Origin of the sequence: Streptomyces sp. NPDC088766 (assembly GCF_044750845.1) — a bacterium.
Lineage (GTDB): Bacteria > Actinomycetota > Actinomycetes > Streptomycetales > Streptomycetaceae > Streptomyces.
On record NZ_JBIVKQ010000001.1, the window covers coordinates 477,790 to 503,723 of the forward strand.

Annotated in this window: 27 protein-coding genes; 14 read left to right on the forward strand and 13 right to left on the reverse strand. The window is 72.8% G+C overall.

Going from position 1 to position 25,934, the window contains the following annotated elements:
• Window positions 1-249 precede the first annotated feature (249 nt).
• Together ACIP5W_RS02120 and ACIP5W_RS02125 are read right to left on the reverse strand one after the other, a co-directional pair.
• A complete protein-coding gene (locus ACIP5W_RS02120) occupies window positions 250-1,083 on the reverse strand; it encodes a tetratricopeptide repeat protein (protein ID WP_401465308.1) in 834 nt (277 codons plus the stop codon).
• A complete protein-coding gene (locus ACIP5W_RS02125) occupies window positions 1,080-2,087 on the reverse strand; it encodes a GNAT family N-acetyltransferase (protein WP_401465311.1) in 1,008 nt (335 codons plus the stop codon). The genes ACIP5W_RS02120 and ACIP5W_RS02125 overlap by 4 nt, the downstream gene beginning before the upstream one ends.
• 140 nt (window positions 2,088-2,227) lie before the next feature.
• On the opposite strand from ACIP5W_RS02125, the gene fdxA reads away from it, so the two are divergent.
• Window positions 2,228-2,548 (forward strand): ferredoxin, encoded by a 321-nt coding sequence (fdxA, locus tag ACIP5W_RS02130; RefSeq protein ID WP_130443832.1) that lies wholly within the window; start codon window positions 2,228-2,230, stop codon window positions 2,546-2,548.
• A 158-nt stretch (window positions 2,549-2,706) separates the two neighbouring features.
• Window positions 2,707-3,801, forward strand: a complete 1,095-nt coding sequence (locus ACIP5W_RS02135; protein ID WP_401465314.1) for a bifunctional succinyldiaminopimelate transaminase/glutamate-prephenate aminotransferase — start codon at window positions 2,707-2,709, stop codon at window positions 3,799-3,801.
• A gap of 137 nt (window positions 3,802-3,938) precedes the next feature.
• Here the strand turns inward: ACIP5W_RS02135 and ACIP5W_RS02140 are convergent, their stop codons facing one another.
• The gene (locus ACIP5W_RS02140) at window positions 3,939-4,400 is read right to left on the reverse strand and encodes an ATP-binding protein (protein ID WP_401465317.1); all 462 of its coding nucleotides are present in this window, start codon (window positions 4,398-4,400) and stop codon (window positions 3,939-3,941) included.
• 297 nt (window positions 4,401-4,697) lie between these two features.
• Window positions 4,698-5,693: a heavy metal transporter gene (locus ACIP5W_RS02145; protein ID WP_401465320.1), complete on the reverse strand. Its 996-nt coding sequence runs from the start codon at window positions 5,691-5,693 to the stop codon at window positions 4,698-4,700.
• 94 nt (window positions 5,694-5,787) lie between these two features.
• Here ACIP5W_RS02145 and dapE point away from each other — a divergent pair, with 94 nt between their 5' ends.
• Window positions 5,788-6,867 carry a succinyl-diaminopimelate desuccinylase gene (gene dapE / locus ACIP5W_RS02150; RefSeq protein WP_401465323.1) on the forward strand — a complete coding sequence of 360 codons (1,080 nt, stop codon included), beginning with the start codon at window positions 5,788-5,790 and terminating at the stop codon, window positions 6,865-6,867.
• 113 nt (window positions 6,868-6,980) lie between these two features.
• On the forward strand, window positions 6,981-7,739 hold the full coding sequence (locus ACIP5W_RS02155) for a TIGR00730 family Rossman fold protein (protein ID WP_401465326.1): 759 nt from the start codon (window positions 6,981-6,983) through the stop codon (window positions 7,737-7,739).
• A 103-nt stretch (window positions 7,740-7,842) separates the two neighbouring features.
• Here ACIP5W_RS02155 and folP read toward each other — a convergent pair whose 3' ends face one another.
• Window positions 7,843-8,703, reverse strand: coding sequence for a dihydropteroate synthase (gene folP / locus ACIP5W_RS02160; protein ID WP_401465329.1), 861 nt, complete (start codon window positions 8,701-8,703; stop codon window positions 7,843-7,845).
• 125 nt (window positions 8,704-8,828) lie between these two features.
• Between folP and ACIP5W_RS02165 the strand changes: the two genes are divergently transcribed.
• Both ACIP5W_RS02165 and ACIP5W_RS02170 read left to right on the forward strand, forming a co-directional pair.
• The gene (locus ACIP5W_RS02165) at window positions 8,829-9,185 is read left to right on the forward strand and encodes a DivIVA domain-containing protein (protein WP_401465332.1); all 357 of its coding nucleotides are present in this window, start codon (window positions 8,829-8,831) and stop codon (window positions 9,183-9,185) included.
• Window positions 9,182-9,769, forward strand: a complete 588-nt coding sequence (locus ACIP5W_RS02170) for a DNA-3-methyladenine glycosylase I (RefSeq protein WP_401465335.1) — start codon at window positions 9,182-9,184, stop codon at window positions 9,767-9,769. The genes ACIP5W_RS02165 and ACIP5W_RS02170 overlap by 4 nt, the downstream gene beginning before the upstream one ends.
• Before the next feature lie 59 nt (window positions 9,770-9,828).
• On the opposite strand, the gene ACIP5W_RS02175 is transcribed toward ACIP5W_RS02170, so the two are convergent.
• Window positions 9,829-10,620 (reverse strand): enoyl-CoA hydratase/isomerase family protein, encoded by a 792-nt coding sequence (locus ACIP5W_RS02175; protein ID WP_401465338.1) that lies wholly within the window; start codon window positions 10,618-10,620, stop codon window positions 9,829-9,831.
• Between the two features lie 364 nt (window positions 10,621-10,984).
• Here ACIP5W_RS02175 and ACIP5W_RS02180 point away from each other — a divergent pair, with 364 nt between their 5' ends.
• Window positions 10,985-11,152 carry a DUF3117 domain-containing protein gene (locus tag ACIP5W_RS02180; protein ID WP_003966491.1) on the forward strand — a complete coding sequence of 56 codons (168 nt, stop codon included), beginning with the start codon at window positions 10,985-10,987 and terminating at the stop codon, window positions 11,150-11,152.
• Between the two features lie 236 nt (window positions 11,153-11,388).
• On the opposite strand, the gene ACIP5W_RS02185 is transcribed toward ACIP5W_RS02180, so the two are convergent.
• Entirely contained in the window at window positions 11,389-12,087 is a 699-nt protein-coding gene (locus ACIP5W_RS02185; RefSeq protein ID WP_401465664.1) for an O-methyltransferase, read from the reverse strand.
• A 163-nt stretch (window positions 12,088-12,250) separates the two neighbouring features.
• On the opposite strand from ACIP5W_RS02185, the gene sigE reads away from it, so the two are divergent.
• From sigE to ACIP5W_RS02210, 5 genes are all read left to right on the forward strand, one after another.
• Window positions 12,251-13,033, forward strand: a complete 783-nt coding sequence (gene sigE, locus ACIP5W_RS02190) for an RNA polymerase sigma factor SigE (protein WP_401465341.1) — start codon at window positions 12,251-12,253, stop codon at window positions 13,031-13,033.
• The gene (locus ACIP5W_RS02195) at window positions 13,030-13,989 is read left to right on the forward strand and encodes a zf-HC2 domain-containing protein (protein ID WP_401465344.1); all 960 of its coding nucleotides are present in this window, start codon (window positions 13,030-13,032) and stop codon (window positions 13,987-13,989) included. The genes sigE and ACIP5W_RS02195 overlap by 4 nt, the downstream gene beginning before the upstream one ends.
• A 613-nt stretch (window positions 13,990-14,602) precedes the next feature.
• A complete protein-coding gene (locus ACIP5W_RS02200; protein ID WP_401465667.1) occupies window positions 14,603-16,240 on the forward strand; it encodes a trypsin-like peptidase domain-containing protein in 1,638 nt (545 codons plus the stop codon).
• 244 nt (window positions 16,241-16,484) lie between these two features.
• Entirely contained in the window at window positions 16,485-16,928 is a 444-nt protein-coding gene (locus ACIP5W_RS02205) for a sec-independent translocase (protein ID WP_401465347.1), read from the forward strand.
• Window positions 16,929-17,108: 180 nt separating this feature from the next.
• Window positions 17,109-17,768, forward strand: a complete 660-nt coding sequence (locus ACIP5W_RS02210) for a hypothetical protein (RefSeq protein WP_401465350.1) — start codon at window positions 17,109-17,111, stop codon at window positions 17,766-17,768.
• Window positions 17,769-17,855: 87 nt separating this feature from the next.
• Here the strand turns inward: ACIP5W_RS02210 and ACIP5W_RS02215 are convergent, their stop codons facing one another.
• Genes ACIP5W_RS02215 through ACIP5W_RS02225 form a run of 3 tightly spaced genes read right to left on the reverse strand, consistent with a single transcriptional unit; the run spans window position 17,856 to window position 20,893 of the window.
• Complete coding sequence (locus ACIP5W_RS02215) at window positions 17,856-18,989, reverse strand: Mrp/NBP35 family ATP-binding protein (protein WP_401465353.1); 1,134 nt, start codon at window positions 18,987-18,989, stop codon at window positions 17,856-17,858.
• A gap of 43 nt (window positions 18,990-19,032) precedes the next feature.
• Window positions 19,033-19,620, reverse strand: coding sequence for a DUF1003 domain-containing protein (locus tag ACIP5W_RS02220; RefSeq protein ID WP_401465356.1), 588 nt, complete (start codon window positions 19,618-19,620; stop codon window positions 19,033-19,035).
• On the reverse strand, window positions 19,604-20,893 hold the full coding sequence (locus tag ACIP5W_RS02225; RefSeq protein ID WP_401465359.1) for a magnesium transporter MgtE N-terminal domain-containing protein: 1,290 nt from the start codon (window positions 20,891-20,893) through the stop codon (window positions 19,604-19,606). The genes ACIP5W_RS02220 and ACIP5W_RS02225 overlap by 17 nt, the downstream gene beginning before the upstream one ends.
• Before the next feature lie 244 nt (window positions 20,894-21,137).
• Here ACIP5W_RS02225 and ACIP5W_RS02230 point away from each other — a divergent pair, with 244 nt between their 5' ends.
• Window positions 21,138-21,896, forward strand: a complete 759-nt coding sequence (locus ACIP5W_RS02230; protein ID WP_401465362.1) for a hypothetical protein — start codon at window positions 21,138-21,140, stop codon at window positions 21,894-21,896.
• A 4-nt stretch (window positions 21,897-21,900) separates the two neighbouring features.
• On the opposite strand, the gene ACIP5W_RS02235 is transcribed toward ACIP5W_RS02230, so the two are convergent.
• Complete coding sequence (locus ACIP5W_RS02235) at window positions 21,901-22,425, reverse strand: hypothetical protein (protein ID WP_401465365.1); 525 nt, start codon at window positions 22,423-22,425, stop codon at window positions 21,901-21,903.
• Between the two features lie 25 nt (window positions 22,426-22,450).
• Window positions 22,451-23,566: a magnesium and cobalt transport protein CorA gene (locus ACIP5W_RS02240; RefSeq protein WP_401465368.1), complete on the reverse strand. Its 1,116-nt coding sequence runs from the start codon at window positions 23,564-23,566 to the stop codon at window positions 22,451-22,453.
• A 516-nt stretch (window positions 23,567-24,082) separates the two neighbouring features.
• Here ACIP5W_RS02240 and ACIP5W_RS02245 point away from each other — a divergent pair.
• Window positions 24,083-24,667: a suppressor of fused domain protein gene (locus ACIP5W_RS02245; RefSeq protein WP_401465371.1), complete on the forward strand. Its 585-nt coding sequence runs from the start codon at window positions 24,083-24,085 to the stop codon at window positions 24,665-24,667.
• Between the two features lie 6 nt (window positions 24,668-24,673).
• Here ACIP5W_RS02245 and ACIP5W_RS02250 read toward each other — a convergent pair whose 3' ends face one another.
• The gene (locus ACIP5W_RS02250) at window positions 24,674-25,921 is read right to left on the reverse strand and encodes an MFS transporter (protein WP_401465374.1); all 1,248 of its coding nucleotides are present in this window, start codon (window positions 25,919-25,921) and stop codon (window positions 24,674-24,676) included.
• Window positions 25,922-25,934: the final 13 nt, after the last annotated feature.

Consider the following 25,934-nt stretch of genomic DNA (forward strand, 5'->3'; position numbering starts at 1 on the left):
TCACCGGCCGGCGCCCGACGGAGCCGGCAAGCCCACCACCCCGGGCCTCCTCCCCGGGCCTCCTCCCCGGGCCTCCTCCTCGGCCTCGGCCTCGGGCAGGCCGGCAGCGGCACGGTCCGCGTCTTCGGCACCAGCCCCTGACGGACCGCGAGCGGGAGGTGCCCCGGGCGGAGGTGCTCCGGGCGGAGGTGCGCGCGGCGGGGGAGAAGGGCCGGCTCCGGACGGGGCCGGACAGGGCCGGCCGGGGCCTCAGTTCAGCAGTGCCCGTGCCCCCCGGGCCTCCTGGCGGATCCGCTCCGCCAGTTCCTCGTCCACCACCTCCACCAGCGCCGCGTACTCCTCCATCTCCTCCGCCCCCCGTACGAACTCCCCGCGCCGCACGAGCAGTTGCCCCCGCTCGTACCGCAGCCGGGCCGGATGGGACGGCAGCAGCAGCGCCAGCTCCACCGCCCACAGCGCGACGTCCGACCGCTCCGGCCGGACCGCGGCCCACGCCCGGATGTTGCGGAGGATCCGCCGTACGACGTCCAGCGTCTCGGCCGGTTCCAGCATCGAGGGCTCCAGCGGGGCCCCCGTCGCCCCCGTCACCAGCAGTTCGGCGTCGCGCCCCGTCAGCACCCGGCCCCCGTCGAACGGATCGACGAGCACCTGTTCCTGCACAGGACCGAAGCCGACCACGAAGTGCCCCGGCAGGGCGACGCCGTACACCGGCGCCCCGGCCCGCCGCGCCACCTCGATCCACACCACGGACAGCAGGATGGGCAGCCCCCGCCGCCGCTCCAGCACCCGATGCAGCAGGGACGACTCCAGCCGCTCGTAGTCCGCCGCGGAGCCGCCGAAACCGAGCCGTTCACCGAGCAGTTCGCGCAGCGCGACCGCCCACGCGAGCGGCCCGCCCGGCCGGAACGGCAGCTGACCCGCCAGCGAGTCCAGGTCGACCTGCGCGCCGTCCAGTCCGGCCTCGTCCAGCGTCCGGTCCGCCGCCGCCCCCACCAGCAGGCACAGCAGCGACAGGTCGGGCCGCTCGGACCGCGCCTCCTCGGCGAACCGGCGCCGCAGCTCCGCGCGCTCGAGTCCCGTCACGGCGCGGTCGCCTCCGGCTCCCGGTAGTGGTGGTAGGCGTGATGCGCCCCGAACCCCATCCCGGCGTACAGCGCCCGCGCTCCCACGTTGTCCTCCTCGACCTGGAGCCAGGCCGCCGACGCGCCCTCCTCCAGCGCCCGGCGCGCCAGCGCGGTCATCACGACCGTCGCCAGCCCCCGCCGCCGCTGCGCCGGATCGACCTCGACCGCCGCGAACCCGGCCCACCGCCCGTCCACGACACACCGTCCCACGGCCGCGGGAGCCGCCCCCTCGCCGGATACGGACGCGAACCACACCGACGGCCCCGACCCCAGCACCTTCAGCGCCGTCTCGCCGACCCCCTTGCGCCGGTACCGGCCCAGCCAGGCCTCGTCGGCCTCCCGCGCCAGCACCACCCGGCCGGCCTCCGCCGCCCGGTCGGCGACCGGCGCCAGTGCCCCGGTCCACAGCTCGGCGGTCACCTCACGCACCCACCCGCGCCGCTCCAGCTCGGCGCACAGCAGCTCCTGGGTGCCCTCCGCCCCCGTCGCGGTCTGCACGTAAGCGGGCAGGCCCCGGTCGCCGTACCAGCGCCGTACGGCGTCCAGGGCCTCGTCGAGGGGCAGGCCCGGGTCGCCCAGCGGCAGCACGGAGTTGGCGCGGCGGGTGAAGCCGGAGGCGGCGCGCAGCTCCCACTCGCCCAGCCGCTCGCTCTCCACGGGCGGCCAGGCCCGCGCGGAGACCCGGGCGAGTTCCCCGTAGGAGGCGGCCGGTCCCCGGCGGCGGGCCGGAGCGGCCGGGACGACCTTCCCGGCGACCAGGGATGACTCCGCGATGCGGACGCTCTCACCACTCTTCCGTGTGATCACCAGCACACCGCTGTCCCATGATGTGAGAACACCCACCGTGTCGGTGAATTTCCCCTCGGTGGCTCCAGCCTCGCTCAAGCGCCGCACGGAGACGCGTTTGCCCACGTCAGCAGCGGTGATGCGAACCTCGAGACGTCCGGCGGCCGAGATTTCCACAGGTCGGTCCACCCCTCCTGTTCGGATCAGTGCCAAGAACGGAGATACTAGGGGCGGGCATCGACGACGCCGCGCTCCCGCGCGCCAGGCGGCGGAGCCTGAGGAGGCCCGCCAGCGCCCTATCGAGGAGGAACGACAGCGTGACCTACGTCATCGCGCAGCCTTGTGTCGACGTGAAGGACAAGGCGTGCATCGAGGAGTGCCCGGTCGACTGCATCTACGAGGGCCAGCGGTCCTTGTACATCCACCCGGACGAATGCGTCGACTGCGGTGCCTGTGAGCCGGTCTGCCCGGTCGAGGCGATCTTCTACGAGGACGACACTCCGGAGGAGTGGAAGGACTACTACAAGGCGAACGTCGAGTTCTTCGACGAGCTGGGTTCGCCCGGCGGCGCCAGCAAGCTGGGCCTGATCGAGCGCGACCACCCCTTCATCGCCGCGCTGCCGCCGCAGGCCGGATAACCGGCAAGCGGCCCGCTTCATCGCGCCGCCTCGGTCCCGTACGGTCCGATCGCCCGGATCGCCGTACGGGACCGAGGCGTTTGCCGTGTCCGTCGCGGGCCGCGGCCGCAGGCCGCAACCGTCATGGGCCGTATCCGTCAGAGAGCGAGCTGAGAACCGTGTCCGCAGTTTCCGACCGTCTTCCCACCTTTCCCTGGGACAAGCTGGAGCCGTACAAGAAGACGGCCGCGGCGCACCCCGGCGGGATCGTCGACCTCTCCGTCGGCACCCCGGTCGACCCGGTCCCCGAGCTGATCCAGAAGGCGCTGATCGACGCGGCGGACTCCCCGGGCTACCCGACGGTCTGGGGCACCCCGGCGCTGCGGGACGCGATCACCGGCTGGCTGGAGCGGCGTCTGGGCGCCCGCGGGGTCACCCACCGGCACGTCCTGCCGATCGTCGGCTCCAAGGAACTGGTCGCCTGGCTCCCCACCCAGCTGGGCCTCGGCCCCGGCGACAGGGTCGCCTTCCCCCGTCTGGCCTACCCGACGTACGAGGTCGGCGCGCGCCTGGCCCGCGCCGCGTACGAGGCCTACGACGACCCGACCGCACTGGACCCGGCGGGGCTCAAGCTCCTCTGGCTGAACTCCCCGTCCAACCCGACCGGCAGGGTCCTGTCCCAGGCCGAGCTGACCCGGACCGTGGCCTGGGCCCGCGAGCACGGCATCCTGCTCTTCTCCGACGAGTGCTACCTCGAACTGGGCTGGGAGGCCGACCCCGTCTCCGTCCTCCACCCGGACGTCAACGGCGGCTCCTACGACGGGATCGTCTCCGTCCACTCCCTGTCGAAGCGCTCCAACCTGGCCGGCTACCGCGCCGCCTTCCTGGCCGGTGACCCGGCGGTGCTCGCCCCGCTCCTGGAGATCCGCAAGCACGGCGGCATGATGACGTCGGCGCCCACCCAGGCGGCGGTCGTGGCGGCCCTCTCCGACGACGCCCACGTCCGCGAGCAGCGCGAACGCTACGCCGCCCGCCGCACCCTCCTGCGCGAGGCCCTCCTCGCCCACGGCTTCCGCATCGACCACAGCGAGGCCAGCCTCTACCTCTGGGCCACGAGGGACGAGTTCTGCTGGGAGACGGTGTCCCACCTGGCCGAGCGGGGCGTCCTGGTGGCCCCCGGCGACTTCTACGGCCCGGCGGGCGCCCGGCACGTACGCGTGGCCCTGACGGCGACGGACGAGCGGGTGCGGGCGGCGGTGGAACGGCTGGCCTGACGCGGTCCCCGCCGCGGGCGGTCGTTCCGCCGGGGGCGGCGAGCCCCGCGGAACGGACCGCTGCCGGGCGGCACCCGCACACACGGGCGACGGGGTCCGGGGAGACCCCCGGACCCCGTCGCCGCGGAAGCCGGTGCTCAGCCGAGCGGCAGGCCCTTGGCCGGCAGCTTGCCCGCCCCCGGCAGCCCGCCGTGCGTCAGCGAGTCCGTCGGCAGCCCACCCTTGGTGGCCGTGGACGCGGTGTCCCCGAGGAGGTCCCCGGCGGAGCCCGCCGCGGAGCCGGCCGCCTCACCGGCGGCCTTCTGCGCCACCGGAGTCACCTTCTTCACGGCCTTGCCGCCGGTCTTGCCCGCGCCCGGCACCGCCTGCTCGACCGCCTTGCCACCGGTCTCGCCCGCGGTCCCGGTGACGTTCTGAGCCGCGCTGTCGACCGTGTGGCCGACGCTCGCCCCGTCCAGGGCGGTCAGGCCGCCGAGGTTCGGGGTGGCGGGCAGGCCGGGGGCAGCGCCGGCGGAGCCGGCCGCACCGACACCGGCAGCAGCTCCCGCGGCGACGAGCAGTGCGGCACGGGCGATCCTGCGGGTCAGGGGGAGGGACATGATGCTCCTTCGACGGGAGAGAACAAGAACGGTCTGTGACATCTGTCCGGGCCCGGACGCAGTGACTACCGCTCGAACCCCGCGAAGGTTGCGGACGGCCGACGTAAAGAGTTGGTAATGCGTCGCATAATCAGCTCTGGATAAAAGCGGGCGAAAGCCGCCCGACGCGAAAGTCCGCACAACCCGTCGAGCCCAGTGGCGCCAAGGCGTTCGGCCGCCTCGACGGCGACGGAGCGAAAACCTGAGCGCCCCGCCGTCCGGTGCCCTGCGTGTCACCCGCCGGAAGGAAGGCCCGCACTACTGCGCGGTGACGATCCGTACGCTCCCGGTGCCGCCGCCCGTGCCCGTGGCGCCGGCGGCCTCGGTCGAGCCGGTGGCCCGCCAGGTGCTGCCGGTGTGCCCGGCGACCCATTCCCGGCCGGCATAGGTGACACGCTCGATGCGCAGCGCGGAGGCGTTGGCGACCGCCCAGTGCGCGAGCTGCCAGCCGCGCGCGGCGGCCTCGCGCCCGTCCGCGGCGGTCCGCCCGGCCACGGGCAGCGTCACGGTCCGCCCGTCGGTCTCGGCGACCGGCGGGCCCCCGTCCGCGGCGGAGGTCTGCGCGCCGCCCACCTCGGCGCCCGCCTGCTGCAGCGCGTCACGCCCGAAGTCCCGCACGAGGGCGGCGCGGACCGCGTCCGGACCGGTGGCCGTCGCGGCCGCCGTCGTGGCGGCCGGGCGGCCGTCGCAGGTCAGCGAGGCCGCGGAGGTCCCGGTGAGCGCGGCGGCCAGCAGGGCCGCGTCCGGCTCGTGCTTGGCGTACGCCTCGGGGTAGCCGCTGCGCTGCACGCGCTGCGCGGCGACGGTGAGCGGCAGTTCGGTGTAGCCGGGGACCTTGGCGAGGTGCTCGTAGAAGATGTTCGCCGCGTAGGCCGGGTCCGTCACCTCCTGGGCACTGCCCCAGCCCTGCGAGGGCCGCTGCTGGAAGAGGCCGAGCGAATCCCGGTCGCCGTGGTCGAGGTTGCGCAGCGCCGACTCCTGGAGCGCGGTCGCCAGCGCGATGGTCACGGCCCGCTGGGGCATGTTCCGGTTGGTGCCGACGGCGGCGACGGTGGCCGCGTTCACCGCCTGCTCCGGCGTGAACTCGTACGCCTCCGCGGCGTCCTCGGAAACGACTCTGCACCCTGGGTCTCCGGCGCCACCGGTGACGTACTGGACCACGACGTAGCCCGCGACGGCGGACAGGACCGCGCAGGCCGCCCCGCATCGCAGGAGGCGGCCGCGGCGCTTGGGGGAGGCTGACGGCTCTGGCACGCGTACAAGGTACTGGAGAGTACGGAAACCGGGGAGGCCACCGGGAAAGCCGGGTCCGGGCGGACGGAGCGGTCGGCGCGTTAGGGTCGACGGCATGGCCGAGACCCCGCTTGACCTCACGCTGGACGCCGCCCTGCTCACCGCGCAGCTCGTCGACCTCCCCTCCGAGAGCGGCACGGAGAAGCCGCTCGCGGACGCCGTCGAGGCGGCTCTGCGCACGCTGCCGCACCTCACCGTCGACCGGCACGGCAACAACGTGATCGCCCGCACCCGCCTCGGCCGCCCGGAGCGGGTGATCCTCGCCGGGCACCTCGACACCGTCCCCGTGGCCGGCAACCTCCCGTCCCGGCTGGACGCGGACGGCGTCCTGTGGGGCTGCGGCACCTGCGACATGAAGGCCGGCGTCGCCGTCCAGCTCCGCATCGCCGCGACGGTCCCCGCGCCCAACCGCGACCTGACCTTCGTCTTCTACGACAACGAGGAGGTCGCCGCCGACCTCAACGGGCTGGGGCACGTCGCCGAGGCGCACCCGGACTGGCTGGAGGGCGACTTCGCGGTGCTCCTGGAGCCGTCCGACGGCCAGGTCGAGGGCGGCTGCCAGGGCACCCTGCGGGTCCTGCTGAAGACCGCCGGCGAGCGGGCGCACTCCGCGCGCGGCTGGATGGGCTCCAACGCGATCCACGCCGCCGCCCCGATCCTGGCCCGCCTCGCCTCGTACGAGCCGCGCCACCCGGTGATCGACGGCCTGGAGTACCGCGAGGGCCTCAACGCGGTCGGCATCACCGGCGGGGTGGCCGGCAACGTCATCCCCGACGAGTGCGTCGTGACCGTCAACTTCCGCTACGCGCCCGACCGTACGCCCGAGGAGGCCGTCGCCCACGTCCGCGAGGTGTTCGCCGGCTGCGGGGTGGCGGAGTTCGTCGTCGACGACCACAGCGGGGCGGCCCTGCCCGGTCTCTCGCACCCCGCCGCGGCGGCCTTCATCGAGGCGGTGGGCGGCACCCCGCAGCCCAAGTACGGCTGGACGGACGTCTCCCGCTTTTCGGCGCTCGGCGTCCCCGCCGTCAACTACGGCCCGGGCGACCCGCACTTGGCGCACAAGCGGGACGAGCGCGTGGAGACCGCGAAGATCCTGGCGGGGGAGGAGCGGCTGCGGGCCTGGCTGACCGCGTGATCACGGGGCATCCGTGCCCGGGGACGCTTCGCGGCGGACACGCCGACGTCCCCCGCCCGTAACCCGCGTAGATCTACGCTGAGGTGGAACGACTGCAAGCGGAGGGAGTTCACATGGCTACAGGCAACCCGGAGGGCAAGCGGCGGCCACCGGAGGAACAGCGCCTGGGACCGGTCCTCCGGCGACGGGACCAGGTGCAGACGAGCACCACCGACCAGCGGCTGCTGGACGAGCGCGCCCCCTCCGACTGGGTCCACACCGACCCCTGGCGGGTCCTGCGCATCCAGTCCGAGTTCATCGAGGGCTTCGGCACCCTCGCCGAACTCCCCTCCGCCATCAGCGTGTTCGGCTCCGCCCGGACGGCGGTGGACTCCCCCGAGTACGAGGCGGGCGTGCAGCTCGGACGCGCGCTGGTCGAGGCCGGCTGGGCGGTCATCACCGGCGGCGGCCCCGGCGCCATGGAAGCGGCCAACAGGGGTGCCAGCGAGGCGGGCGGAGTCTCGGTGGGCCTCGGCATCGAACTGCCCTTCGAGCAGGGGCTGAACCCCTACGTCGACATCGGCCTGAACTTCCGGTACTTCTTCGTCCGCAAGATGATGTTCGTGAAGTACGCGCAGGGCTTCGTCGTCCTGCCCGGCGGCCTCGGCACCCTGGACGAACTCTTCGAGGCCCTCACCCTCGTCCAGACCCAGAAGGTCACGCGCTTCCCGATCGTCCTCTTCGGCACGGAGTACTGGGGCGGACTGGTCGACTGGCTGGAGAACACCCTGATCGCCCAGGGCAAGGCCTCGGAGAAGGACCTCCTCCTCTTCCACGTCACGGACGACGTGGCGGAAGCGGTGGCCCTGGTCTCGAAGGAGACGAGCCGCTAAGGCCTCTCGTCCGGATCAGGCCGGGCCCGCGGGCCGGTCCGGACGAAGGACCCCGGAGGCGGTCGGCCCGGCCTTCCGGCCGGCGGCGGGGGCGGGGCGAGAACTACGCCAGCCCTCGCCGAGCCACCGCCGGCTCCCGGTGCCCCGCGATGGACGCCACCATGTCCAGCACCTGCCGCGTCTCGGCGACCTCGTGCACCCGGTACACCTGCGCCCCCAGCCAGGCGGACACCGCGGTGGTGGCCAGCGTCCCCACCAACCGCTCCTTGACGGGCCGGTCCAACGTCTCCCCGACGAAGTCCTTGTTGGACAGCGACACCAGCACCGGCCACCCCGTCCCCACCATCTCCCCGAGCCGCCGTGTGGCCTCCAGACTGTGCCGCGTGTTCTTGCCGAAGTCGTGCCCCGGATCGATCAGGATCGACTCCCGCGGCACCCCCAGCCCGGCCGCCCGCTCCGCCAGCCCCACGGTCACCCCCAGGATGTCGGCCATGACGTCGTCGTACGCCACCCGGTGCGGCCGCGTCCGGGGCTCCGCGCCGCCCGCGTGCGTGCAGACCAGCCCGGCCCCGTACCGCGCCGCGACCTCGGCCAGCCGCGGATCGACCCCGCCCCAGGCGTCGTTGAGCAGATCCGCGCCCGCCTCGCAGACCGCCTCGCCGACCTCGGCCCGCCAGGTGTCCACGCTGATCACGACCTCCGGGAAACGCCGCCGCACCTCGGCCACGAAACCGACCGTGCGCCGCGCCTCCTCCTCGGCCGTGACCTCCTCGCCGGGCCCGGCCTTGACACCGCCGATGTCGATGATCGCGGCGCCCTCGGCCACCGCCTGCTCCACGCGCGCGAGGGCCGGCTCGTCACGGAAGGTCGCGCCCCGGTCGTAGAAGGAGTCGGGGGTCCGGTTCACGATCGCCATGACCAACGGCTCGTGGGTGCCGAATTCCCGCCCGCCCAGCCTGAGCATCCCCTGTGACCTCTCCTCGTACGTCCCTGACATCCGCCGCCTGCGACCCTAACGGTCGCACCCGCATGGCACGATCGGAGCCTGACACATCCGACAACGAGCACAGCGAGCGTGGGGACCCACCGATGGTTATGTTCTTCTTCCTGGTCATCGCCCTCGCCGTCGTGGTGGCCGCGGTGACACTCGCCGTGGTGGGCGGCGGCGAGGGCACCGGTCCGCTGCCGGAGGCCGCACCCGAGCGGCTGCACGACCCGCTGCCCCCCGACCGCCCCGTCGGCCGGTCCGACGTCGACCGGCTCCGCTTCCCGCTCGTCGCCCGCGGCTACCGCATGGCCGACGTCGACGACGCCCTCAACCGCCTCGGCGCCGAACTCGCCGAGCGCGACGCCCGCATCGGCGAACTGGAGTCCGCGCTCTCGGCCGCCCGGGCGCCCGAGCCGCACGTCTCCATGGACAAGCCCGCGCGGGAGGAGCAGCAGTGAGCGACGGCGCCGCCCTCGCCGGCCCCGACGGCGCGCCGCGCTGCCCCTGGGCCCTGTCCGCGGCGGACTACGTGACGTACCACGACGAGGAGTGGGGCCGCCCGGTCCACGGCGACCAGGCCCTCTTCGAACGCCTCAGCCTGGAGGCCTTCCAGTCCGGCCTGTCCTGGATCACCATCCTGCGCCGCCGCCCCGGCTTCCGCACCGCTTTCGCCGACTTCCGGATCGACGCGGTCGCCGCCTTCACCGACGAGGACCGCGCCCGCCTGCTCGCCGACGCCGGCATCATCCGCAACCGCGCCAAGATCGACGCCACGCTCGCCAACGCGCGCGTGCTGGCCGGCTGGTCCCCGGGCGACCTCGACGAACTGATCTGGTCCCACGCCCCGGACGCCGCGACCCGCCCGGTCCCGGGGACCCTCGCGGACGTCCCGGCGGTCACCCCGGAGTCGACCGCCCTGTCGAAGGCGCTCAAGAAACGGGGCCTGCGCTTCGTGGGCCCGACGACGGCGTACGCGCTGATGCAGGCCTGCGGGCTGGTGGACGACCACCTCGCGGGCTGCGTGTCGAGAAGCGCCCCGTGAGGGACGCGGAGGGCCGCGTGACGAACCCGCGGCCCCCGGCGGCAGCCGGCCGCCGGACCTCAGCGGCCCAGGTACTTCGGCCGCTCCTTGTTCACGAACGCCCGCACCGCGATCGTGTGGTCCTCCGAGGCCCCCGCCCGGGTCTGCAGCTCGTCCTCCTTCTCCAGCGTCTGGGCCAGCGAGTGGGAGAGCCCGTACGCCACGGCCTCCTTCAGCGCCGAGTAGGCGACCGTCGGCCCCTCGGCCAGCGCCCGCGCGACCTTCTCGGCCTCGGCGCGCAGCGCGTCCGCCGCTACGACCCGGTTGGCGATGCCCAGCTCGTACGCCTCCTGCGCCTTGACGCTGCGGGGGAACAGCAGCAGGTCGGTGGCCCGGCCGGGACCCACCACGCGCGGCAGGGTCCAGGAGACGCCCGAGTCGGCGGTGAGCGCGACCCCCGCGAAGGAGGTGTTGAAGGACGCGGTGTCCGCCACGATCCGGTAGTCGGCGGCCAGCGCGAAACCGAAACCGGCCCCGGCGGCGACCCCGTTCACGGCGGCGACCACCGGCTTCGGCGCCTCGGTCAGCGCCCGCACGACCGGGTTGTAGTGCTCCTTGACCGTGCTCATGACCTCACCCGAGCCCTCCATCAGCAGCCCGATGTGCTCCTTGAGGTCCTGGCCCACGCAGAAGGCCCGCTCACCCGCTGCGGTCAGCAGCACCGCCCGTACGGCGTCGTCGGCCGCCGCGGACTCCACCGCCTCCCGCAGGGCGACCTTGGTCGCGATGTTCAGCGCGTTCATCGCCTCCGGGCGGTTCAGGGTGATCGTCGCGAGCCCGTCGCTCACCTCGTAGAGCACGGTGTCGGCCATGGAATGTCCCCTCCGGTGTCGCGGCTGACGTACTGACCAGTACGCAGTGTCCGAAGGACAGCATGAAGGACGCCGAGCGCGCGGGACGTGTGACCTGCGTCAAAGAAATCCGGACGGTTTCCGGTGGGCGGAAGTCCGTGCGGGCGCGCAGTATCGCAGTCACATCGCCGAATTGAGTGGTTTTGCTCGCGCGCGTTGCCCAAGCGATGCCTACCGATGTTGGTCATCGGGTCCTTCGATGCGGGATAATGGCTGGGAAGCAATGTGTTCGATGCCGGTGTCGTGGGTCCCATGCTGGGCCGCGCCTTGCCCTTCAGGGGCCGTCGGCTTTGACGATGAGCTGGTTTCAGGAAGGGGAACGAGCATGGCGGCCATGAAGCCGCGGACGGGCGATGGCCCGCTCGAGGTGACCAAGGAGGGGCGGGGCATCGTCATGCGCGTTCCGCTCGAAGGCGGCGGTCGGCTCGTCGTCGAGCTGACCCCTGACGAGGCCGACGCGCTCGGCGACGCCCTCAAGAAGGTCGTCGGCTGACGCGCAAGCGACCACACCCCTTGCGGAAACAGGTCTCCCCGGCATCTCCAAGGGTGCCGGGGAGACCTGTTTCCGCAAGGGGTGTCCGGGGGTCAGTGACCCGAACGGCGTACCGGTCGGGCAGGTATACGAGCGGGCCGGCACGCGGGCCGGCCGCCTCACGGGCAGGGGCGCGGGCGGTCGCACGGCCTCGTACGGGCGGGCGGTCGTGACGCGCGGGGCTTCGGCCGGCGCGGCTATCGCTTGACCGCGCAGAGCAGGCCGTCGCCCACCGGCAGCAGCGACGGCACCAGCTCCTGGCTCTCGTGCACCGCGCGCAGCAGCTCGCGCACCCTTATGACCTCGGTGGGCTGCGGGCCCGAGTCGACCGTCCGGCCGTTCGCGAACACGCCCTCGAACACCACCAGCCCCCCCTGCCGCAGCAGACGCAACGATTCGGCGAGGTAGTCCATGACCTCGAGCCGGTCGCCGTCACAGAAGACGAGGTCGTAGCCGGCGTCCGCGAGCCGCGGCAGGACGTCCAGCGCGCCGCCGGGGATGAAGCGGGCCCGGTTGCTGGCGAACCCGCAGGCCCGGAAGGCCTGCCGGGCGAACTGCTGGTGCTCCGGTTCGAGGTCGACGGTCGTCAGGACGCCGTCCGGACGCATGCCGTGCAGCAGGTGGATCCCCGAGACGCCGGTACCGGTACCGATCTCCGCGACCGCCTTGGCGTCCACGGTGGCGGCGAGCAACCGCAGCGCGGCGCCCGTGCTGGGCGACACCGAGCGCAGCCCCGCCTCGCGGGCCCGGTCACGCGCCCACAGCAGTGCTTCGTCCTCGGCGACATAGGCGTCGGCGAACGCCCAGCTCGTCTGCCGGTTGCCGGTAATGACCCTCTCCTGTCCCCGTGGTTGCCTGGGCGTGACTGTATCCGTTGGCGCCGGGAACCCGCAGATGGGACCGCGCGTTTGAAGAGGTGGGACGGACCGAGGGGGGACACGGTTGGATCACGACGACCGACGGGATGCCGAGCAAGTGCTGACGCAGTCGTATGAGCCGTATCAGCCCAGATCAAATTCTCGTAAAACCGCTTATCCGGAGCTAACGGGCGAGGTGGCTATGGTAGGGGCTCCGCTGGACACCACCAGAGCCGACAGGGGAGGTGCGGCTGCGCCTGTGGATCGGGGAGGAGCGCTGCGGCGCTTTCTCGGTTCGGCAGGCAAGCCGAAATCCGTGAACGACACCGCTGACCACAGTCACGCCGCCGGCCCTGGTGCCGGTCCCGCCCAGACCGCGACCTTCTCCACCGACGCGGACGGGCAGGCGTGGACTCCGCCCACGTGGGAGGAGATCGTCAGCATGCACAGCGGCCGGGTCTACCGCCTCGCCTACCGCCTCACCGGCAACCAGCACGACGCCGAGGACCTCACCCAGGAGGTCTTCGTCCGCGTCTTCCGCTCGCTGTCGACGTACACACCGGGCACCTTCGAGGGCTGGCTGCACCGCATCACCACCAACCTCTTCCTGGACATGGTCCGCCGCAAGCAGCGCATCCGCTTCGACTCGCTCGGCGACGACGCGGCCGAGCGGCTGGCCAGCAAGGAGCCCACGCCGCAGCAGATCTTCAACGACGCCCATTTCGACGCGGACGTCCAGCAGGCCCTCGACACCCTCGCGCCCGAGTTCCGCGCCGCGGTCGTCCTGTGCGACATCGAGGGACTGTCCTACGAGGAGATCGCCGCGACCCTCGGCGTCAAGCTCGGCACGGTCCGCTCGCGGATCCACCGCGGCCGCTCGCAGCTGCGCAAGGCACTGGCCCACCGCTCGCCCGAGGCGCGCTCCGGGCGTCGCTCGTTCGTGGCCCGTGTCCCCGTTCTGGGAGGAGGGGGCGCGACCGCGTGAGTGGAACTCGTCCTACCCCGGCCGAGCAGCACCTCGGTGACCGGCTCTCCGCCCTCGTGGACGGCGAGCTGAGCCATGACACCCGCGAGCGCGTGCTGGCGCACGTGGCGACCTGCCCCAAATGCAAGGCGGAGGTCGACGCGCAGCGCCGGCTGAAGAACGTCTTCGCAGAAGTGGCGCCGCCCGCACCCTCGGAGAGCTTCCTGGCGCGCCTTCAGGGGCTGCCCGCAGGAGGCGACCCGGGCGACGGTGGCCTGCCGCCGCTCGGAGGAGGCTTCGGCGACAGGTTCGGGGCCCGCCCCGGCGCGCCCGGAGTCTTCGGAGCGAGACGGGACGAGCCCTTCGAGTTCGGCTACGTGCCCGCACGCGACCACGGCTCCGTGCTCACCCCCACCACCGGGCGCGGCTTCGGTGTCCACCTGGCCGGCCGGTCCGACGCCGAGCGTTCTCGTGGGCTGCGGTTCGCCTTCGTCGCCGCCGGCGCGGTGTCGCTGGCCGCGATCGCCCTCGGCGGCATGAACACCGGCGTCCCGACCGACACGGACGCCCGTGGCGGCGCGGGCGCGGGCAGCAACGTGACACCGGCCCGCACGCCGGGCGGCGGCTCCGCCACGACCTCCGAGAGCCAGCGCCGCCGCGGCGTCGGCCCCCTCCTCGCGCAGGGCGGGCAGCTGTTCGGCGGGACCCCGGTCGCCCCGACCCAGGTCTCCGCCCCGCTGCTGCCCGGAGTGCCGTCCCCGGCGGTCCACCCCGAGCAGTCGCTGCACCGGCTGACCACGCCCGTGATGGCCGGCGCCGCCGCCATGTCCCCCCTGATACGCCCGCTCGGCACCACCCCGCCGGTCTCGCTGACCTCCTGGACCACCACCTCGGAGATCGCCTCCCCCGGCCTGCTCGCCGCACCCGTCCCCGACGCCACCTCCGCCCCCACCCCGTCGCCGCGCCAGGCCCGCTGATCCGCGAACCTGGTTGAATCCAGGGTGAACCGCGCCCACGCGGCGCGGTGCGGATCGCGAGCCTGACCGCGGGGAGAGCATGAACGAGGGCAAGCCCACAGAAAGCCCTGCCGGGCGAGCGAACGGGAACGACCCGAGCGCGACGGCGGAGCGCCCGGCCGAGGGCAGCCCGGTCGGGGGGAGCCCTGCCGGGCGGACCGGCGGGGACCCGCCGAGCGGGCCCGCGCGGGGCGTGATCCCCGAGGGCGATTACCAGCTGGCCCGTCCCGCGGGGGGCGCCGAGAAGGCCGTGGCGGATCGGCACCGTCCGTTTCCCGGCGGCGACGTCACGCCCGGCCACCGCCCTCCGGCACACCTTGTTGCCGCCGAGGCGGCGGAGCGCGCCGCCTCCGGTGCGGACACGGCTTCGACCGCTGAGGGCGGGGCCACCGGGACAGTCACCCCTGCGGCCGGTCCCGCACAGCCGGGGGAGGCGACGAGCGAGGCGCCTCGCCCTCCCGCAGGGGACCAGGCTGTGTCGCCGTCGCCGTCGCCATCGCCGCCGTCGCCGACGGAGTCGGAGTCGGCAGAGCCGCCACCCCAGCCCCCGGCCGTCACCGACCGCCCCAGGCCCCTGCACGATCCCGACCCCTACGGCACCCCGCCGTACGGTGAACCCGGCCCCTGGGCGCCCGCACCGCCCGTCCAGCACCCCGCGGCGGCATCGGCCCCCGGCACGACCGCCGCGGACGCGACCGTGCCGACCCCGGCCCCGCCCGACGCGCCCGCTTTCGCCTCAAGTCCGCCAGCCCCCGGCATGCCCGTCCCCGGCATGCCCGCTCCCGGCCCGTCAGCCCCTGGCATCCCCGGTGCGGGCGTCCCCCACGCCCCGTCGCCCCCCGCCGTCCCCGGTGCGCCGGGCGCGCCGGTCCCGGACACGGCGCCGCACACCCCGGTGCCCGTCCCCGACGCACCTCAGCCCGTGCCGGAGGACGCCCCCGGCATCCTCGCTACGGCCCCCGAGACGCACCCCAGCCCCGCCCCGCCCGCCACGGCTCCCGTCGACCCGTGGCGCCGCTACGACCCCTGGGCCGGCGCTCCCGTGGCCGCCGGGCCGCTTCAGCAGACCGGGGCCGCGGTCGCCGGCCCGGAGCAGGTGCGTCGGCGTCGGCGGCGGAGCCTGGCCGGCGGGGCCCTGCTGCTCGCTCTGGTCTCCGGCGGGATCGGCGGAGGCGTCGGGGTGTACCTGGAGCGGAACGGCGGCATGGGGGCGGTGGAGCTGCCACAGGCCCCCGTCGAAGCCGGCGACCGGGACCCGGACAGTGTCGCCGGGATCGCCGCCCGTGCCCTGCCCAGCGTCGTCACCCTGCACGTGAACGGCAGCGAGGCGGGCGGCACCGGCACCGGCTTCGTGCTCGACACGCAGGGGCACATCCTCACCAACAGCCATGTCGTCGAGCCCGCCGGGTCCGGCGGCGGGATATCCGTCGTCTTCGACGGCGGCCAGACCGCCGAGGCCGAGGTCGTCGGCAAGGACAGCGGGTACGACCTCGCCGTGGTGAAGGTGACCGGCGTGCGGGGACTGAAACCCCTGCCCCTCGGCAACTCCGACAACGTCCGGGTCGGCGACCCGGTCGTCGCCATCGGAGCACCCTTCGACCTGGAGGGCACCGTCACCTCGGGCATCATCAGCGCCACGGAACGGCCCATCACCGCCGGCGGCGAGAGCGGCGACGCGAGCGACGTGTCCTACGTGGACGCCCTGCAGACCGACGCGCCCATCAACCCGGGCAACTCCGGTGGCCCCCTCCTCGACGCCCGCGGCCAGGTCGTCGGCATCAACTCGGCCATCCGCTCCGCCGCCGACGGCACCGGCCCCGACGGCGGCCAGGCCGGTTCGATCGGCCTGGGCTTCGCCATCCCGGCCAATCAGGGCAAGCGCGTCGCCGAGGAACTGATCAACACGGGCAGGGCGACCCATCCGGTCATCGGCGTGACCCTCGACATGGACTACTCGGGCGACGGCGCCCGCGTCGGCACCGAGGGCGCCGACGGGAGCGGTCCGGTGACCGTCGGCGGCCCCGGCGACCGGGCCGGCATCCGGCCCGGGGACGTCATCACCGCGGTCGACGGCCTGCGCGTCCACTCCGGCGAGGAACTGATCGTGAAGACCCGTGCGCACCGCCCCGGCGACCGCCTGGAGCTGACCGTCGAACGCGACGGAGAGGAACGCACCCTCTCCCTCGTGCTCGGTTCCTCCGACAGCGGCTGAGCCGGCCGGTACCCCGCCCGATTCACAGAAACCCCACAGTCCGGCCGTCCGTCTGCCGCCCCACCGGGCGGACCACGCGGAAAACAGGCCGCCCGCAACCAGCCGGACACCTCGGGACGGTACCGATCCGACAGGTGCGACAGGTACCGTGGACCCGGCCCGGACCACGGAAGACCCGCACCCACACCGAGGGCCACCAGGGCCACCGAGGACCGCGGACCGCGGACATCGCAAGGAGCTTCAGGTGTTCAATGACATAGGACCGCTCGAGCTGGTGACGATCATCGTCCTGGCCGTGCTCGTCTTCGGTCCGGACAAGCTCCCGAAGGTCATCCAGGACGTGATGCGCACGATCCGGAAGATCCGTGAGTTCTCCGAGAGCGCCAAGCAGGACATCCGGCAGGAACTCGGCCCGGAGTTCAAGGACTTCGAGTTCGAGGACCTCAACCCCAAGACCTTCATCCGCAAGCAGCTGGACAACGAGGACCTGGGGCTGAAGGAGATCCGCAACGGCTTCGACCTGAAGAAGGAGATGGCCGAGGTCACGGACGCCGTCCACAGCCGCGACCACGAGTCCTCCTCCTCGTCCGGCCCGTCCGGCTCGTCCGGCGGCCGGATCGACATGACGAAGAAGCCGGAGGAGCCGGGCAAGGACGACCGCCCGCCCTTCGACGCGGACGCCACCTGAGCCTCCCGCGTCCCCCGGATGTGAGGGGGCGCACGCTCCCCGCGCCGGGCGGCTTCCCCGCAGCCGCGGGCGGGGTGGCTATGCTGCCTGGTTGTTGTGCGGGCCGTACCCAAACGGGCAACGCCGCCCGAAGGGGGGCGGGCCGTACGGTCCGGCGAGAGCGAGGAGGCGTCCGGGCACATGGAGACGACGAGTCGGGCAGTCGTGCAGGCGCCGGCCGCGGAGGGCGGACAACAGACCCCCTCCGCCCGGCGTACGGTCGACGGGTACCTGGAGGCGCCGTTCCCCTGGTACGGCCTCGACGAGGCCTTCACGGGAGCGCGCTGGCTGATGCAGGTCGGTACGGCGGCCGACGGTGCCGTCGAGCACGGTTCGATCGGGCACGGTGACGAGCCCTCCGTGCGGCACGAGACGGCGGGGGAGGACCGCGGGAAGTTCGCGGTCGTCGTGACCGTCGCCGCGAACCCGGACCGGCGCAGCGCGGACGGCACGGGGCTGCTGGAGGCCACCTCGGTGTCCTCGGCGGCCTGGCTGGCGGGAGTGGGGCTGCTGTCCTTCACCTGGCCGGGCCAGATGGATCACAGCCTGCGCGACGACTGGCTGGAACAGCAGACCGAGACGGCGTGGGTGCTGGCCGACGACCTGTCCGGTCCGGACTGGTCCACGCTGTCCCTGCCGGTCGACGGCGTGCCGACCCCCTTCCACTACCGCGAGTCCGAGTTCGGCTGGGTGCTGGCCGGTTCGACTCGGGAAGGGGTGCACGTGGGGGCGTACGGGAGGGGCATGAGCGCGTACGGGCTCGGCTTCGCCGTGATCAAGGACATCGCGGAGTACGCGTAGCCGCGGTGACGACGACGGGGGCGCGGTCCTGACGGACGGCGCCCCCGCAGTCGTACGAAGGGTCAAGGAACGTGTTCGGACGACGGGTCAGAACTTGTTCTTCGGGGTGATGCCGAGGGACAGGCCCGACAGACCGCGCTGACGGCCGCCCAGCTTGCCCGCGATGGCCCGCAGGGCGGAGCCCGCCGGGGAGTCGGGGTCGGTGAGGACGACCGGCTTGCCCTCGTCGCCGCCTTCGCGCAGGCGGACGTCGATGGGGATGGAGCCGAGAACCGGCACCGAGGCGCCCGTCGTGCGGGTCAGACCGTCCGCGACGCTCTGGCCGCCGCCGGTGCCGAAGACGTCGACCATCTCGCCGCAGTGCGGGCAGGGCAGCCCGGACATGTTCTCGACGACGCCGACGATCTTCTGGTGGGTCTGGACGGCGATCGAGCCCGCGCGCTCGGCCACCTCGGCGGCGGCCTGCTGGGGCGTGGTGACGACCAGGATCTCCGCGTTCGGCACCAGCTGGGCCACCGAGATGGCGATGTCGCCGGTACCCGGCGGGAGGTCCAGCAGCAGGACGTCCAGGTCGCCCCAGTACACGTCGGCCAGGAACTGCTGGAGCGCGCGGTGGAGCATCGGGCCGCGCCAGACGACCGGGGTGTTGCCGGGGGTGAACATGCCGATCGAGATGACCTTCACGCCGTTCGCCGACGGCGGCATGATCATGTTCTCGACCTGGGTGGGACGGCCGTCCGCGCCCAGCATGCGCGGCACGCTGTGGCCGTAGATGTCGGCGTCGACGACGCCCACCTTCAGGCCGTCGGCCGCCATCGCCGCCGCCAGGTTCACCGTCACCGAGGACTTGCCGACGCCGCCCTTGCCGGACGCGACCGCGTACACGCGGGTGAGCGAGCCCGGCTTGGCGAAGGGCACCTCGCGCTCGGTCTGGCCGCCGCGCAGTGCGGCGGCCAGCTCCTTGCGCTGTTCGTCGCTCATCACGTCCAGCGTCACGTCGACCCGCGTGACGCCGTCGACGCCGGCGACCGCCTCGGTGACGCGTTGCGTGATCGTCTCGCGCATCGGGCAGCCGGAGACCGTCAGGTACACGGTGACCGCGACCGCCCCGTCCGCCCCGATGTCCACCGACTTGACCATCCCGAGTTCGGTGATGGGGCGGTTGATCTCGGGGTCGTTCACCGTCGCCAGTGCCTCGCGCACCGCGTCTTCCGTAGCCATAGGGACGATGGTACGGCGCCCCGCTAGAGCCTTGGCATGGCCGTCAGCGGTCGTCTACGTCACGTCCGCGCGACCGTTCCGCCGGGAATACGACATGGCCGTCCCGCACCGCCTCCAGTTCCTTCACCATGTCCTGGAGTTCGGAGCGGATCCAGTCGCGGGTGGCGACCTCGCCGAGCCCGATCCGCAAAGCGGCGATCTCCCGGGTGAGGTACTCGGTGTCCGCGATGGACCGCTCGTTCTGCTTGCGGTCCTGCTCCAGGTTGACCCGGTCGCGGTCGTCCTGGCGGTTCTGCGCGAGCAGGATCAGCGGGGCCGCGTAGGAGGCCTGGAGCGACAGCATCAGCGTCAGGAAGATGAAGGGATAGTTGTCGAAGCGCAGGTCACGCGGGGCGAAGATGTTCCACAGCACCCACACGATGATGACGATCGTCATCCAGACGATGAACCGTCCGGTGCCCAGGAACCGTGCGATGCGCTCCGAGAGCCGTCCGAAGGCCTCCGGGTCCCACTCGGGCAGGAACCGGCGCCTGGGCGGGCGCGGCTGGTCCAGCCGGAACCGGGGGCGGGTCGTCGCCGTGGCGCCGGCCGGGCCGCGCTCGGCGCGGGCGGGGTCACGCTCGGGAGTCATCGGCCACCTCCCCCTCGGCCAGGTGGAACTCGGTCTCCCGCCAGTCCTCGGGCAGCATGTGGTCCAGCACGTCGTCCACCGTCACCGCGCCGAGCAGCGAGCCGGCCTCGTCGACGACGGGCGCCGCGACCATGTCGTACGTCGCGAAGAACCCGGCGATCACGGGCAGCGTCGCGCCCGGGGCGAGGGTCTGCAGGTCCTCGTCGAGGAGCGAGCTGACCAGCGTGTACGGGGGGTCGCGCAGCAGCCGCTGGAAGTGGACCGTGCCCAGGTACTTGCCGGTCGGCGTCTCGTCGGGCGGGCGGCACACGTAGACCTGGGCGGCGAGGGCGGGGGAGAGGTCGCGGTTGCGGACCCGGGCGAGGGCGTCGGCGACGGTCGCGTCGGGCCGCAGCACGATCGGCTCGGTCGTCATCAGCCCGCCCGCCGTGTGCTCCTCGTACGCCATCAGCCGGCGCATGTCGGCGGCGTCGTCGGGTTCCATCAGGCTGAGCAGCCGCTCCTTGTCCTCCTCCGGCAGTTCGGAGAGCAGGTCGGCCGCGTCGTCGGGGTCCATGGCCTCCAGGACGTCCGCGGCGCGCTCCTCCTTCAGCTTGCCGAGGATCTCGATCTGGTCGTCCTCCGGCAGCTCCTCCAGGACGTCGGCGAGCCGGTCGTCGTCGAGGGCGGCGGCGACCTCCGCGCGGCGCTTCGCGGACAGGTGGTGCAGGACGTTCGCCAGGTCCGCCGGGCGCAGCTGCTCGAAGGTGGCGAGGAGGCTCTCGGCGCCCTGCCCGTGCTCCTCCAGGGAGAAGCCGGTGACCGCCGACCACTCCACGGTCAGCTTCTCGCCCTTGCCGCGCCGGAAGGCGCCCGACTTCCTGCCCTTCTGCACGAAGATCCGGTCGATCTCCCAGTCCCGGCGGGCCGGCAGCTGCCGCACGGACAGGTCGAGGACGGTGACCTCCTCGCCGGTCTCGGTGAGCGTGACGCGCCGGTCGAGCAGCTCGCCGAAGACGAGCCGTTCGGTGGGCCGCTGTTCGAAGCGGCGGACGTTCAGCACGCCGGTGCTGAGGACCTCGCCGGACTCGATGCTGGTCACCCGGGTCATGGGCAGGAAGATCCGGCGCCGGGTGGTGAGTTCGACGACCAGCCCGAGCAGCCGGGGCGGCCTGCGGCCGACCCGCAGCATGACGACCATGTCGCGCACCCGGCCCACGGTGTCGCCGTTGGGGTCGAAGACGGCGACTCCGGCGAGGTGGGAGACGAAGATCCGGGGGGCGCCCGCTGCCATGTCCGGGCCTCCTTCTCGTACGCGCCGGTACGGGGTGTTCGCTGCCGTGCTTCCCGTGCTCCCCGCGCTGTTGCGGGTGAGGTTCTTTTCCCAATTGCCCGCTCGTGCGGGCTTCAGGCTAGCCCGTCCCGATCGGGTACGCCCTGGTGAGCGGTCCGGACGGACTGGCTCCGATCCCCCGCCGGGACCCCGGTACGCTGCGGTACGCCGCTCAGGAGTCCCCCGCAGAAAGGCAGCTCCCTCTGTGACTGCGATCGCCCAGGGCCGTACCCATCGCCGGGCCGTGCTGGTGAGCGCGATGTGCGCGCTGGCCGTGACGGGCCTGGGGCTCACCGGGTGCAGCGAGGATCCGGACGCGGGGACGAACGGGGTCGGCAAGCTGGCCGCCGACAAGATCCAGGCGAAGACACGGGCGGCCGCCGCGGCGGTGGACGCGGTGCGGCTGTCCGGGACCGTGGTCGCCGGCGGGAAGTCGTACCGGCTCGACATGAGCCTGAAGTCGGACGGCGCGACCGGGTCGGTCACCGCCGAGGGCGCCACCTTCCACCTGCTGCGGGTCGACGAGGAGCTGTACCTCAAGGCGGACGCCGCGTTCTGGAAGCACGAGGACGGCACGTCCGACGACACCGGCTCCGACGACGCGGCGGCGGGCAAACTCGACGACAAGTACGTGAAGGTGCCGACCGGTGACCCCTCGTACAAGAAGTTCAGCGGGTTCACGGACAAGGACCTCCTTCTCGACAGTGTGCTGACACTGCACGGTTCGCTGGACAAGGACGGGCACCACGAGCAGGCCGGGGTGCGCAGCATCCGCATCACGGGCGACGGGGGCTCCGGCGGCACGCTGGACGTGTCCCTGGAGGGCAAGCCGTACCCGTTGCGTCTGGTGCGCGCGGGCGGGGCGGGCACCCTGACCTTCTCCGCCTGGGGCAGGGACTTCGTCCTGAAGGAGCCCGCGGAGAGCGAGACCGTGGACTACGGCAAGGAACTGCCGACGTCGTGACCGGCTACGCGCGCGTGCCCTTCCCGCGCTTCTTCAGCAGCAGCCGCGGAAGGCCCGCCGGGACCGGCTGACGGGTCGTCGCCGGGGACGGCACCGGCGGCGCCGCCAGATCCCCGTCGGGCAGCGGGGACGTGACCCCGGTGGGCTCCAGCCGGATCACCCGGCACTCCCGCGCCCAGCGCGCCGTCATCGCCTCGCCGTCGGGCGCGTTCAGCCGCTTGCCCTTGAGGTCGGCGACGGCCGCCTCCCACGCCTCGGTGCCGGGTGCGAGCTGGGCGACCCGCGCCGTCCAGGTGACCAGCCGGCCGCCCTTGTCCTTGCTGCGGACGGTCACCTCGGCCGTCGCGCCGTCCGCCAGTCCCGGCAGCGGCTGCTCGCCGGGCCCGTCACCGACCAGACAGGCGGCGCCCTCGTGCCACACGTGCCACAGCGGCCGTGCGCTCCGTTCACCGGCCGCCTCGACCCAGATGAGGCCGGACTTCTTGGTGGCCTCCTCGACGAGGGCCGGTTCGAGCAGCTCGCGTGTCATGGCGCCCACCCTATCCAGGCGGTCGTCACAGCCAGCCGTTGCGCTTCAGCGTGCGGTGGATGCCCACACAGAGCATCACCGTCACCGACATGATGACGGGGTAGCCGTAACGCCAGTGCAGCTCCGGCATGTGGTCGAAGTTCATGCCGTAGACCCCGCAGACCATCGTCGGTACGGCGATGATGGCCGCCCAGGACGTGATCTTGCGCATGTCCTCGTTCTGCGCGACGGACGCCTGCGCGAGGTTGGCCTGGAGGATCGAGTTGAGCAGTTCGTCGAAGCCGATGACCTGTTCCTGGACGCGGGCGAGGTGGTCGGCGACGTCCCGGAAGTACTTCTGGATGTCGGGGTCGACCAGCCGCATCGGCCGCTCGCTCAGCAGTTGCATCGGCCGCAGCAGCGGCGACACCGCCCGCTTGAACTCCAGCACTTCACGCTTGAGCTGGTAGATCCGGCCGGCGTCGGTGCCGCGCGGGCTGCCCTTGCGGCCCGGCGAGAACACCTCCGTCTCGACCTCGTCGATGTCGTCCTGCACGGCGTCGGCGACCGCGATGTACCCGTCGACGACGTGGTCGGCGATCGCGTGCAGCACCGCCGAGGGGCCCCTGGCGAGCAGCTCCGGGTCGTCCTGGAGGCGGTGGCGCAGCGCGCGCAACGAGCCCTGGCCGCCGTGCCGGACGGTGATGAAGAAGTCCTTGCCGGTGAAGCACATGACCTCGCCGGTCTCCACCACCTGGCTGTTGGCGTCGAGTTGGTCGTGCTCGACGTAGTGGATGGTCTTGAAGACGGTGAACAGCGAGTCGTCGTAGCGCTCCAGCTTGGGGCGCTGGTGGGCCTGGACCGCGTCCTCCACGGCCAGCGGGTGCAGTCCGAACTCCCCGGCGATCCCGGCGAACTCACTCTCCGTCGGCTCGTGCAGGCCGATCCACACGAAGCCGCCGTCGCGGCGCACCTGACGCATCGCCTCGTGCGGGGCCAGCGGCGTCGCCGTCTCGACGCGGGCGCCGTCACGGTAGACGGCGCAGTCGACGACGGCCGAGGGCGTGGCGGGGTCGCGAGTGGTGTCGTACGCGCCGCTGTCCTTGCGCAGGCTGGGGCGGGACGGGCGGACCACGGCACGCAGGTCACGGATCATCGACATGGCAGGCTCCTTCGCGGCAGGCAGCGAAAGGCGCCGACGACGGATGGAACTACCCGGAATGGGGACGTCCTGACAAGGAGTCTCCGCCCTTCGAGGCGGGGAAGGATGTTTGGCACGTCCACAAAGCGGGGAGCACCGCTCCGTCGCGGTGGCGGGTTTCGCTACTGATTCAGGTACTGCTTCAGATCAGACGGATCGCGCGGACCGAGGGGATCGGGCAGATCCGGTACAACGAAACGAAGTGCTCTTCCGAGTGAGGACGAGAACGCGAGAGGCGGCGGTCGGCCGGAGCCAGAGCTACATCAGCGGCGGGAAGAGCGAGTGGTACTGCACGGTCGACTTCGATCCATGACAGCCCCACCTCCTCCAGCCGGTCCCCCGTGAGGGACTACCTCGGCGTCGGGGCTTGATCGCGACGCTTCTGCGTGCTGCCCCGAACCACCGGGCAAGAGTATCAGCCGACCGAAGTGTCAAGGCGCTGCTTTGCCCAGTACTGGCGAGTTCTATGCTCGCGGCATGGCTGATGTTCTTCCTCTGGTCGAAGCCCGGTTGCGCAGCGCGCTGGGCGAGCCGGACGCCCGCGCCGCGGTCACCTTCCTGGGTACGGACCGCATCGAGGTCCTGCGCTTCCAGGAGGGCGACATCGTCCGCTACGCCACGCTCGGCATGTCCGCGCAGCCGATGAGCGACCCCACCGCGGTGCTCGCCGATCCGGTCGAGGGGCCGCGTGCCGAGCTGGTCCTGTCCGTGCGGGCGGGCCTCGCCGACACCGACAAGGTGCTCCGCCCGCTCGCCGTGCTCGCCGCCTCCCCGCAGGTCGAGGGCGTGATCGTGGCACCCGGCGCCTCCCTCGACGTCGGTGAACCCCTGTGGCCGGGCGCCCCGTTCACCTCCGTGCTGGTGGCCGAGCCCGGCGGCCTGGTCGAGGACCTGGAGTTCGACGAGCCCCTGGACCCGGTCCGCTTCCTGCCGCTGCTGCCGATGACCCCGAACGAGGCCGCCTGGAAGCGCGTGCACGGCGCGCAGGCACTCCAGGAGCGGTGGCTGACGCACGGGACGGACCTGCGGGACCCGTCCCGCGGGTCCGTCCCGCTGGAGTGACCCAACTCACCGATCGGCCGGAAGGGCGCGTCGGCCGGCGAACACGGCGACCCCGTCCTGCGTCGCGTGCCCCGGCTCCAGTTCCTCCGCCTCCGCGGTGAGCGCCTCGCGCCGTAGGAGGACCACGGCCGCGCCGAGGACCGCGGTGGCCGCGGCGACGACGAACGGGACGTGGATGTCCGTCCACTCCTCGATCCTCGGCGCGAAGAACGGCGCGGCGGCCGCGGCGAACCAGCGCACGAAGTTGTAGCCGGCGCTCGCGACCGGGCGCGGCGCGTCCGACACGCCCAGCGCCAGCTCGGTGTAGACGGTGTTGTTCACGCCGATGAAGGCGCCGGACAGCACCGTGCACACCACGGCGGTGGTGTGGTCGCCGTAGCCGAGCACCAGGACGTCGGCGGCGAGCAGCACCAGGGAGCCGCCGAGCACCTTCAGCGAGCCGAACCGCTTCTGCAGTCGCGGGGCCACCAGGACCGAGAAGACGGCGAGCAGCACGCCCCAGGCGAAGAACACCGCGCCCGACCCGTAGGGCGTCATGTCGAGCACGAACGGCGTGAAGGCCAGCACGGTGAAGAACGTGTAGTTGTAGAAGAACGCCGAGGCCGCCGCCGATGCCAGACCGCCGTGGCCGAGCGCCTTGAGCGGGTCCAGCAGCGAGGTCCTGCGGGCCGGCTTCGGCTGCTCTCCCAGGAACGCCGTGATGCACAGGAAGCCGATCGCCATCAGCAGCGCGGTGCCGAAGAAGGGGTAGCGCCAGCTGGCGTCCCCGAGCAGCGCGCCCAGCAGGGGCCCGCACGCCATGCCGAGGCCGAGGGCGGACTCGTACAGCAGGATCGCTGCGGCGCTGCCTCCCGCCGCCGCGCCGACGATCACCGCGAGGGCGGTGGAGACGAACAGCGCGTTGCCCAGTCCCCAGCCCGCGCGGTATCCGACGAGCTGTCCGACCGTGTCGGAGGTGCCGGACAGGCCCGCGAAGACGACGACGAGGGCGAGGCCGAGCAGCAGGGTCCTGCGGCCGCCGATCCGGCTGGAGACGAAGCCGGTCAGCAGCATCGCGAAGGCGGTGATCAGGAAGTACGAGGTGAAGAGGAGGGAGACCTGGCCGGTCGTGGCGTCCAGCCCCCGGGCGATGGACGGCAGGATCGGGTCGACGAGTCCGATGCCCATGAAGGCGACGACGGACGCGCCGGCGGTCGCCCAGACCGCCTTGGGCTGGCGCAGAAGGCCACCGGCTCCCGCTTCGAAGGGGTCCATGCTTGCTCCCGTC